At 69.4% G+C, this 9,845-nt stretch carries 12 protein-coding genes and 1 pseudogene; 4 read left to right on the top strand and 9 right to left on the bottom strand.

Translation table 11 applies throughout. The features are described 5' to 3' along the window. Positions 1-218 (top strand): annotated as a pseudogene (locus FV228_RS11685) (GNAT family N-acetyltransferase); the annotation flags it as partial. 6 nt (positions 219-224) lie between these two features. Here FV228_RS11685 and FV228_RS11680 read toward each other — a convergent pair. Further along, on the bottom strand, positions 225-986 hold the full coding sequence (locus tag FV228_RS11680; RefSeq protein ID WP_147854779.1) for a ComF family protein: 762 nt from the start codon (positions 984-986) through the stop codon (positions 225-227). Between the two features lie 18 nt (positions 987-1,004). Continuing rightward, a complete protein-coding gene (locus FV228_RS11675; RefSeq protein ID WP_147854778.1) occupies positions 1,005-1,250 on the bottom strand; it encodes a hypothetical protein in 246 nt (81 codons plus the stop codon). Between the two features lie 181 nt (positions 1,251-1,431). Here FV228_RS11675 and FV228_RS11670 point away from each other — a divergent pair, with 181 nt between their 5' ends. Next, positions 1,432-2,328, top strand: a complete 897-nt coding sequence (locus FV228_RS11670) for a methyltransferase domain-containing protein (protein ID WP_147854777.1) — start codon at positions 1,432-1,434, stop codon at positions 2,326-2,328. Next, positions 2,325-2,693: a DUF427 domain-containing protein gene (locus FV228_RS11665; RefSeq protein ID WP_147854776.1), complete on the top strand. Its 369-nt coding sequence runs from the start codon at positions 2,325-2,327 to the stop codon at positions 2,691-2,693. Before FV228_RS11670 ends, FV228_RS11665 begins: the two co-directional genes overlap by 4 nt. Before the next feature lie 95 nt (positions 2,694-2,788). Here FV228_RS11665 and FV228_RS11660 read toward each other — a convergent pair whose 3' ends face one another. From FV228_RS11660 to fabA, 6 genes are all read right to left on the bottom strand, one after another. After that, on the bottom strand, positions 2,789-4,318 hold the full coding sequence (locus FV228_RS11660; RefSeq protein ID WP_238260383.1) for a DUF6880 family protein: 1,530 nt from the start codon (positions 4,316-4,318) through the stop codon (positions 2,789-2,791). A 29-nt stretch (positions 4,319-4,347) separates the two neighbouring features. Then, positions 4,348-4,587 carry a DUF2188 domain-containing protein gene (locus tag FV228_RS11655; protein ID WP_147854774.1) on the bottom strand — a complete coding sequence of 80 codons (240 nt, stop codon included), beginning with the start codon at positions 4,585-4,587 and terminating at the stop codon, positions 4,348-4,350. A 375-nt stretch (positions 4,588-4,962) separates the two neighbouring features. After that, the gene (gene fabI / locus FV228_RS11645; protein WP_147854772.1) at positions 4,963-5,793 is read right to left on the bottom strand and encodes an enoyl-ACP reductase FabI; all 831 of its coding nucleotides are present in this window, start codon (positions 5,791-5,793) and stop codon (positions 4,963-4,965) included. 189 nt (positions 5,794-5,982) lie between these two features. Continuing rightward, a complete protein-coding gene (locus FV228_RS34795) occupies positions 5,983-6,105 on the bottom strand; it encodes a hypothetical protein (RefSeq protein WP_281406487.1) in 123 nt (40 codons plus the stop codon). 59 nt (positions 6,106-6,164) lie between these two features. Further along, a complete protein-coding gene (fabB, locus tag FV228_RS11640; RefSeq protein WP_147854771.1) occupies positions 6,165-7,391 on the bottom strand; it encodes a beta-ketoacyl-ACP synthase I in 1,227 nt (408 codons plus the stop codon). Positions 7,392-7,533: 142 nt separating this feature from the next. Then, positions 7,534-8,070: a 3-hydroxyacyl-[acyl-carrier-protein] dehydratase FabA gene (fabA, locus tag FV228_RS11635; protein ID WP_147854770.1), complete on the bottom strand. Its 537-nt coding sequence runs from the start codon at positions 8,068-8,070 to the stop codon at positions 7,534-7,536. Positions 8,071-8,293: 223 nt separating this feature from the next. Here fabA and irr point away from each other — a divergent pair, with 223 nt between their 5' ends. After that, positions 8,294-8,809, top strand: a complete 516-nt coding sequence (gene irr, locus FV228_RS11630; RefSeq protein WP_147854769.1) for a Fur family transcriptional regulator Irr — start codon at positions 8,294-8,296, stop codon at positions 8,807-8,809. Positions 8,810-9,344: 535 nt separating this feature from the next. On the opposite strand, the gene FV228_RS11615 is transcribed toward irr, so the two are convergent. Next, the coding region (locus FV228_RS11615) for an SH3 domain-containing protein (RefSeq protein WP_147854767.1) at positions 9,345-9,845 on the bottom strand (501 nt) is incomplete at its 5' end.

The raw sequence follows: 9,845 nt of genomic DNA, 5'->3' as shown, positions 1-9,845 counted from the left end.
TGGCCGACCTGCACGTCCGCTGCCTGTCCGGGAACGGGCCGATGCTGCGGTTGGCGGCCAAGCAGGGCGCAGCGCTGCAGCGCGCCGGGACCGAGACCGAGGGCGCGCTTCATCTCGCCCGGCCGACGCCGTTCTCGCTCTGGCACGAGACCATCGCGGAGGCGTTCGACTTCACCCTAGCGGTGAGCTTCCCGCACCGCGAGCGAGCCACCGCCTGAACGGCCTCAGCCGGCCGTGTCGCCGACCAGCGCGAAGGTCAGCACGTCCACGGATGCCGCCCCGCCGCGCAGCAGCGCCCGGGACGCGGCATTGCCGGTCGCCCCGGTCGTCATGACGTCGTCGATCAACAGGATCTTCCGGCCGCGGATCCGGTGCGCCTGGGCGGCGTCCACCCGGAAGGCACCGCTGAGGTTCTCGGCCCGGGCCGGCCGGCTCAGGCCGACCTGCGAGCGGGTCGCCCGCACGCGGACGAGTGCGGACGGCTCGAACGGAAGGCCAGCGCCCCGGGCGATCACCCGGCCCAGAAGGGCGGCCTGATTGAAGCGGCGACGCCAGAGCCGCCAACGGTGCAGCGGCACCGGGACGACGCAATCCGCCTCGGCGATCAGGGCCCGGCCGCTCGCAGACATCATCCGGCCCATCACGCCGGACAGGTCGAGGCGATCCTCGTATTTCAGCCGGTGGACGAGGCGGCGGGCGACATCGTCGTAGAGCGCGACGGCGCGCGCACGTCCGAAGACCGGCGGTTCCGCGATGGCGCGGGGGGAAAGCAGAGGCCCAACGCCGAGATCCACCGCGAACGGCGTGCCGAAGCGCGGACAGAGAGGCTCCTCGATCAGCCGCAGGCCGGTCCAGCAGGCCGGACACAGGGCTCCGGGATCGGCCGTGGCGGCGCCGCAGCCGGCGCAGGTCGGCGGGTAGATCAGCGAAACGGCCCCGCGCGGCAAGCCGCGCAGGGCCGATGCGACGGCTTTGAGAGCCGTCATTCGGGTCGCAAACGGGTGCTAGCGGGCCGAGACGGGACGCGCGCCCCGCTGATCGACCTGCTGGTCCATCTCCCGGGCCTTGGCGTTCGCCCGATGGCGACCGATGGCGCAGCCGGCGGCGGCACCCATCAGGCCGTGATGGCCGGCATAGTGGCCGGCGATGCCGCCGACGATCGCGCCCTTGATGCAGCCCTTCGCCTCGGCGCCGCCCGCGGCGGTGAGGGTGGCCAGCGCCATTGCGGCTCCGACGAGGATGCGCTTCATGACCTGCACTCCATAACGAATCTCGGCCTTGCGGCCAGTCGCAGCAGGAACGGCGACCCCGCCGAGTCGTTCCACCACGTTAGCCCGCCTCACGGCTCTGTGTGTGACGGCGATCGACCGGCTTCACAGGCGTCTTCGAGGATGCTGGCAGGATGGGTTCGAAAGCGCCATCTGGTTCGCCATGGATTCCCCTGCCGCCCTGTTCGACACCGCCCTCGCCCGCACGCGCCTCGCTCGAGCCGAGCGGAACGGCTATGCCGGCTTCCTGCTCGACCGCGTCGTCGAGGACATGGACGATCGCCTCGGGGCGGTGCTGCGCAATTTCGCGACGGTACTGGACCTCGCGACGCCGGGGGGCGGTGCCGCGCCGACACTTGCCGCGCGCTACCCTGAGGCCGCGCATCTCCGCTTGGCAGCCCTGCCCGCACCGGGCGGGAAGAACCTGATGATCGTCGGCGATCCGGAATTGCTGCCCCTGGCGGCCGGAAGCCTCGACCTCGCGGTCTCGCTGCTGGCGCTTCAGGCCGTCAACGACCTGCCCGGCACGCTGATCCAGCTGCGCCGGGCGCTGCGGCCCGACGGCCTGTTCCTCGGGTGCCTGCTGGGCGGCGCCACCCTCACCGAGCTGCGCCAGAGCTTCGCCCAGGCCGAGAGCGAGATCGAGGGCGGGATCAGCCCGCGGGTGGCGCCGTTCGCGGCGGTTCGCGAGGCCGGGGCCCTCCTGCAGCGGGCGGGTTTCGCCCTGCCGGTGGCCGACACCGACACCCTGACGGTGCGCTATGCCGACGCGTTCGGGTTGATGCGGGATTTGCGGGCGATGGGCATGACCAACGTGCTCACCGAGCGCCGGCGCACGCCCCTGCGCCGGACGACCCTGGTGCGCACCGCGGAGGCCTACGCCGAGCGCTTCTCCGACCCGGACGGGCGCGTGCGGGCGACCTTCGAGGTGCTGTGGCTGTCGGGCTGGGTGCCGCACGAGAGCCAGCAGAAGCCGCTTCGGCCCGGCACCGCCAAATCACGCCTGGCCGACGCCCTCGGTACCGTCGAACTGAAGCCTGAACCCGGAAGAACGCCATGAAAAGCCCGAGCGCCGACCATCCGATCACGATCACGGCGGAGGCGCGCCGGGTGCGCGTTCTCGTGGCGGGCGTACCCGTCGCCGACACGCGTCAGGCCCTGCGCCTGAAGGAATCCAGCTACGAAGCGGTGTTTTACATCCCCCGGGCCGACATCCGGGCGGACCATTTCGTGCCCACTTCACGCACCAGCCACTGCCCCTACAAGGGCGATGCCCGCTACTTCGACCTCGTGGTCGACGGCACGCGGCGACCCGAGGCGGTGTGGAGCTATGACGCGCCGTTTCCGGCGGTGGCGGAGATCGCGGGCCACGTGGCGTTCTATCCCGACCGGGTCGATGCCATCGAAGTGTCGGACGCGCCATAGCGGGCTGCCATCCCGTTCTCGGCATGATGGCGAAACGACTGAAGATCCTGCGTTGTCGGGCTATCGCGACGCTCGCGTTGGTCAACCGGAGCCGCTCAATCCCTGAGCAAACCCCAGAAGGCGTGCTTGCGGCCGTGATCACGTCGCAGCGCGTCCCGGTAGGCGGCCGGTGCCGGGCTGATTGAACCCGCATCGAGGCGCTCGGCGAGGCCGTCGAGTTCCAATAGGTAGCGGGCACCGTGCGTGTACGCGGCGCTCCGGCCGGCCTCGAGGATGCCGTCGAGCAGCCGCCGATACAGAATCGTGGCCGCCAGCGGATGATCCTGGACCAACGCGTCCGCGGCCGGGGCCAGCACGGAGTAGTGCTCGCCCTGCCAGACCTTTCGGTTCCTCTCGACCAGCGCGGCGGCCCGGGCGAGATCCGGCCAAGTTACCATGAAGGCGAGGGCCCTGTGCGGATTGGCGAAGGCTTCCGCGTGATCCAACGCTTTCAGGAGCGCTTCCTCGTCCTCGAAATCCGGGAGCTTGGCCAGGTAGGCGCGCAGCATCGGGACATCGAGGTCGCGCTCGAAGAGAGCCCAGCGCAGGTCTTGCGCCGCATCGCTCCGGCCCAGCGCGTCGAGGATGTCGATCTCCAGCGCCTGCCGCTCGCGCTCCGGACCACGCGGATCGTAGCCGGCGATCAGGTCGGCCCGCGTCACGATGCGCGGACCCTTCTCCCGCTTGCGCCGGATCCAGTCCAGGGCCTCCTCGAGGCGGCCGGCAGAGAGCAGCCGCCGCGCGATCGACACGCGGTCCTCACCACCCGAAGCGATCTCCGTCTCGATGGCAATGAAGGCATCGGTGTCGTTGCGCCGGTCGGCGATCACCTGGCGCAGGCGCAGGATCTGGCCGCGGGCGGCGATTCGGCGGTATGCAGCCTCGTTCCGCGCTTCGCCGCCCTTCGCCATCCCGGAAGCTGCCTCCGCGAGGGCAGCATCGATTTCCGAAAGGGCGTCCTCGTCGAGGGTCGGGGTCATCTCGCGGAGCAGAGTACCCAGGGGACCGAACGGGTCGGTCGTGAATGGGCCGACGAGGCTGGTAGCGAGTTGCGCGGCCGCGGCTGGCGGCAGGTTGGCTGCTGTCTCCACGAAGGCGTCGCTGGCTCGCTCGTAGACGCCCTGCACGGCACCGGTGCTGTCGTCGACCCGGTTCAGCACGGCGTCGGCGCCGTCCAGGAACCGTCGGAGCCGTTCCAGGGCGGCGCCGGCATCGAGGGGGCGCAGCTCGTCGACGATGACGGTCACGGTGGTGTTGAGATCGGCCGCGAAGGCCCTGCGCTTCTGCCAGTCGATGTAGCCCTGCGCAGATTCCAGTGCGGTCAGACGCCGGTCGATCATCGCGGCGACGGCATCCGGCCCCTGCAGGGCGGCGAGCGCCGCGGTGACCAGCTTCTTGAAGGTGGGGTTGCGCGCGGTCTCGCCCAGGATGAGACCGATGAGACGATCCGGCCCGAGGGCAGCCAGCGTCTCGGGCGACGGGGTGGTGCGGCGCGCGCCTTTGGGTCTCGCCCCCTTCGGAGACGCCTCCGGCTTCGGCGGGGCCTTATGCCCCGCCCCCCGCGTCATGGCCCTCGCGCGCGCCATGGTACTGCCCGTCGATCCGCCGGATCGGCCTAGTCGACGACCTTGGCGCGGGGGCGGTCGCTCCCCTGCGCGGTCTCGTCGTGCCAGCTGCCGGCCTTGTCCTGGTAGCGGATGCCCTCTGTGGAACCGGGAACCTGCTGCTCGGCGGCGGCGGCCTGGGCTGCCTGAAGCGCCTCCTCGCGGCTCGGAAAGGTCTCGGAGAACACGTCGCCGACCTTGTAGGCGAAGCCGCCATCGTGCTCGACGATGCGATAGGTAACCTCGGACATCTCGACTCCTGTACGCGCTTGGATTCGTTGAGCGCGAACACATCGCGCGCCGCCGGGTTCCCGACCGGCCTCCGATCCGCCGGAAAGTCGAGCTATGGGCGGCCCATGATGACGACGCTTCGACCGATCCTGGCCCTCGGCCTCCTCGTTGCTTCGACGAATGTCCACGCCGAGGAGGGCTTTTTCGACTCCCTCTTCGGCGGTTCTTCGCGGTCTGCGCCGCCGAACCCGTTCGCTTCGAATTACCCGTCGGCGCCTCCGAGCCCCGACGAGGTCCGGATCGAGCGACAACGTCAATCGGTCCGGGGCGAGCGTTCGCGCGGCCGTGGACCGGTGCCGCCTGGGCGGGTCCCCGAGGAGTAGCCGGCTCTCGGTTCAGGCGTCGCCGACGACGCCGGCCGCGTCCTGGGCCTGGAGCACGTCGGGGCGCGGCATCGAAATGATGTTGAAGCCGGCATCCACGAAATGGACCTCGCCGGTGACGCCGCCCGAGAGCGGCGACAGCAGGTAGAGGGCGGAGCCGCCCACATCGTCGAGGCTGACGGTGCGGCGCAGCGGAGCATGGGCTGCCTGGTGGTTGAACATCAGGCGGGCGTCGGCGATGCCGGCACCGGCCAGCGTCCGCATCGGGCCGGCCGAGAGCGCGTTGACCCGGATCCCGTCCGGGCCGAGATCGCTCGCCAGGTAGCGTACCGAGGCCTCCAGCGCGGCCTTGGCCACGCCCATCACGTTGTAGTTCGGCATCACCCGGGTCGAGCCACCGTAGGTGAGGGTCAGCAGAGAGCCGCCGGTCTTCATGCGCTTGGCCGCGCGCTGAGCGATCTCGGTGAACGAGAAGCACGAGATCGTCAGGGTCCGGGCGAAGTTCTCGCGGGTGGTGACGTCGACGTAGCGGCCCTTGAGCTGCGCCTTGTCGGAGAAGCCGATGGCGTGGACGACGAAATCGAGTTCGCCGTCGAAGCGCTCGTCGAGGGCCGCGAAGGTGGAATCCACCGAGGCAAGGTCTTCCACGTCACAGGGCATGACGATATCGGAATCGAGCCGCGCCGCCAGCGGCGCGACGCGCCGGCCCAGTGCCTCGCCTTGATACGTGAAGGCCAGGCGGGCGCCGTGGGCGTGGAGGGTCCGGGCGATGCCCCAGGCGATCGAGTGATCGTTGGCGACGCCCATGATCAGGCCGCGCTTGCCCGCCATCAAACCTGTCATGCCGACTCACATTCCGTACGAGCACGCCGCCGCCGAGGACCGGCGACGGGTCGCGATGCGATTGTCCGGATCGCGACGAAGGTGCCTTAACGCGGCTTGCCGCGCGATCCAAACCGCACCGACCTCCGCATCGGGCAAAAAAAAGCCCCGCCGGCGGGCGGGGCGTTCATCGTGGGGTGGAAAGACGGCCTAGAAATACCCGTCCGTATGAGAGCGGGCTTCCTCGATGAGCGCCTGCTTGGCGTAGATCGCCGCGAAGCCTGCGATCATCAGGCCGCTCAGTGCTCCGATCAGGAACGTACCCATCGTCACCACCCCATTCAACGGACGGTCAACGCCGCCCCCGTCGCGGTGGTTCCGAAAAGAGACAGTCAAGCGTCCACGTGCTTCAGCACCAGCGTGGCGTTGGTGCCGCCGAAGCCGAACGAATTGGTCAGGACGTGGCCCAGCTTGGCCTCGTCCCGGCGCTGGCGCAGGATCGGCATGTCGGCGAAGGCCGGATCGATCGTGTCGATATGGGCGCTCTCGCAGATGAAGCCGTTCTCCATCATCAGCAGGCTGTAGATCGCCTCCTGCACGCCGGTGGCGCCGAGCGAGTGGCCGGTCAGCGACTTGGTCGCCGAGATCGGCGGGCAATCCTCCCCGCGGCCGAACACCTCCCGGATCGCCTCGATTTCCTTGTCGTCGCCGACCGGCGTCGAGGTCGCGTGCGGGTTGATGTAGTCGATCCGGGCACCCTTCAGGCCTTCCATCGCCTGACGCATGCAGCGCACCGCGCCCTCTCCCGAGGGGGCGACCATGTCGTGCCCATCCGAGGTGGCGCCGTAGCCGGCGACTTCGCCGTAGATCCGCGCGCCGCGGGCCTTGGCGTGCTCGAGTTCCTCGAGAACCAGCACCCCCGCGCCCCCGGCGATGACGAAGCCGTCCCGGTTGGCGTCGTAGGCGCGCGAAGCCCGGGCCGGGGTGTCGTTGTACTTCGACGACATGGCGCCCATGGCGTCGAACAGGGACGACAGCGTCCAGTCGAGGTCCTCGCAGCCGCCGGCGAAGATGATGTCCTGCCGGCCACCCTGGATGATCTCGGCGGCGTTGCCGATGCAGTGGTTGGACGTCGCGCAGGCCGATGAGATCGAATAGTTCACGCCGCGAATCTTGAACCAGGTCGCCAGTGTCGCCGAGGCGGTCGAGGACATCGCCTTCGGGACCGCGAACGGACCGATCCGCTTCGGGCCCTTGTCGCGGGTGATCGCGGCGGCATCGACGATGATCCGGGTCGAGGGACCGCCGGAGCCCATGATGATGCCGGTGCGCTCGTGCGAGATCTCGGCCTGCTCCAGGCCGGCGTCGCGGATCGCCTGATCCATCGCGACATGGTTCCAGGCGGAGCCGCCGCCGTGGAATCGCATGGCGCGCCGGTCGACCACGCCCTCGGGATCGAGGCTGGGCTTGCCGGAAACCTGGCTGCGGAAATTGTGCTCGGCGTAGCTCGCGTCGCGCGCGATGCCCGAGCGTGCCTCGCGCAAGGAGGTGAGCACCTCCTGCGTGGTGTTGCCGATGGATGAGACGATGCCCATCCCGGTGATGACGACGCGGCGCATGGTCGTGACGATTCCTCCGTCGCGGCATCGGTCGCCCGGGCCGCGTCCCGGTCAGCTAAGGTGACGCGGACATAATCTCAACTGCCGAGGGCGCCGGGCGTTGCCGCCGCGATGCGAAAGACGCCCCCGGACCGCGGCTCGATCAGCTCTGGAACAGGCCGACCCGCATGTCCTGGACCTGGTAGACCCGCGCACCGTCGGCCTCGAGCCAGCCGTCGCCGATGCCCAGCACCAGCTTGCCCTGGCGGACCCGCTTGACGTCCACGTTGTAGACGACCTTCTTCATCGACGGCAGCACCTGACCGGCGAGCTTCACCTCGCCGACGCCGAGCGCCCGGCCGCGGCCGGGGGAGCCGAGCCAGCCCAGATGGAAGCCGAGCATCTGCCATAGGGCGTCGAGCCCCAGGCAGCCCGGCATGACCGGGTCGCCCTGGAAGTGGCAGGGGAAGAACCAGAGGTCGGGGCGGATGTCGAGTTCGGCGGTGACGTGGCCCTTGCCGTGGGCGCCGCCCTCCTGGCCGATACTGGTGATCCGGTCGAACATCAGCATCGGCGGCAGCGGCAGCTGCGCATTCCCGGCGCCGAAGAGTTCGCCGCGCCCGCAGGCCAGTAGATCCTCATAGGAATAGTGCGACTTGCGGCTCGCGGCCTGGTCTGGCGTCTCGGCGTCTTGCGGCATGAAGGTCGCTGTTTCCTCTGGATTGTCTTGGCGGGCGGACACACGATACGCGACAGGCGCCCGGTCGTTCGGCGCGCGGGTTAGCACGGGGCGCAGCACCTTCAAAGCCGTCAACGCCTTCGGTGGGTGTGTGAGCCGGCTCGGGTTGCGACCGCATGTCCACTTCCGTATAGTATGACGAATCCCATTCCTTCAGGGTCCTCGTCGAGCGTTCAGTCCCGAAATGTCCGAACTGCTGCCCCTACAGGCGATCCTCAACGGCCGGGTCCCCGCCCCCCAGCTGGAAGCCAACGGCATGCCGCGTCGCGGCTGTCCGCTGTCCGATCTGCGCGACCGTCTGCGCAGGGCCGGCCTGCGGCCGACCCGTCAGCGTCTGTCCCTGGGCTGGCTCCTGTTCGGCCGCGGCGACCGGCACCTGACCGCCGAAATGCTGTACGACGAAGCTATGCGCGCCAAGGTGCCGGTCTCGCTGGCCACCGTCTATAACACGCTGCATCAGTTCACCGAGGCCGGTCTCCTCCGCCAACTCGCACTCGACGGTTCGAAGGCCTATTTCGACACGAACCCAAGCGAGCACCACCACTTCTATCTCGAGGACGAGAATCAGGTGATCGACATGCCGGATTGCGGCATCACGGTCGATTCCCTCCCCGAGGCCCCCGAGGGCATGGAGATCGCCGGGGTCGAGGTGATCGTCCGCCTGCGTCGCAGCCGCCCGGCTTCCCGCCGCCAGAGCTGAGTTCTTTCGGGGCGGCTTCAGCCGCTTACCCTGACGTCGAGCCGCCCGGTTTCGGGCGGCTTTTTTGTTGCGGTTCGGTTCTGGCCGGAAGAGTCGCGGGTCCCCTCTCCCGTTCGAGAGAGGGACAGGGCGAGGGATGCGAACTTTCCGGAGAGACCTGTCCCCTCACCCCAACCCTCGCCCGCACGGGAGAAGCGGCGCGTCACGGGCTGCATGAGCTGGGTATGAGCATCTCAGCGCGGGCGCGGGACGAGGCCTAAGCCGCGCTTCGCGAAGGCGATCGCCGGCCGGTCCTCAACCGAGCCGCAGCAGACCGTATCACGCACCGACACTCCACCCCCTCTCCCTCATCCTGAGGCGACGGAGCGTAGCGGAGGCCTCGAAGGAGGTGCGCGGGTTCTGGAGGGCTCCTTCGAGGGCGACGCTGCGCGCCGCCACCTCAGATGAGGAGGTGGGTGGGAGGCGCGGCGCAGAGGGGCTCGGCGGATCAAGCCGAACGGCGTTGCCGGGCGCCCCTCCCGAAAAACCGAAAAACCTACTCCACCACTTCGTTCGGATACACGCCCCAGAGGCGGTTCTGGCGGATGTAGCCGTCCACGTCCCGGCGGTTCGGCAGGGTCACGATCAGTCGGCACCAGCCGCTGCTGCAAGTCTTCACGTTGCCGATCACGCCGGTCTGGAGCCGCGCCTCGTCCGCCGCGCCCTCGTCCGCTTTCGCGCGTAGCGAGATCGCGGCCTTCTCGGCGCCCTTGTCGGGCCCGGCATTGACGATGGCGGTCCGGCGCCCCGAGAGCAGCGAGTGCAGGACCCAGCCCTCCGTACCCTCCGAATCGCGGATCCGCCGCCAGGTCTCGAACTCGCCGACGATCTCCACCGGCAGGCCGGCCCGCTGGAACACCCACAGGGTGCGGTGATCCTTGGAGGGACCCTCGCGCAGGTTGACGCGATCGGTCTTCAGGCTGGCATAGCGCGGCAGCGGCAGCTTGGTCACGGGGCCGAGGCCGGTCTCGGGCGTTGCGACCGGCGGGGCCGCGGC

This window comes from Methylobacterium sp. WL18 (genome assembly GCF_008040015.1).
In the GTDB taxonomy this organism is placed as follows: domain Bacteria; phylum Pseudomonadota; class Alphaproteobacteria; order Rhizobiales; family Beijerinckiaceae; genus Methylobacterium; species Methylobacterium mesophilicum.
Note: the sequence above shows the minus strand (reverse complement) of the source record. Positions and strands in the feature narration are given on the sequence as shown.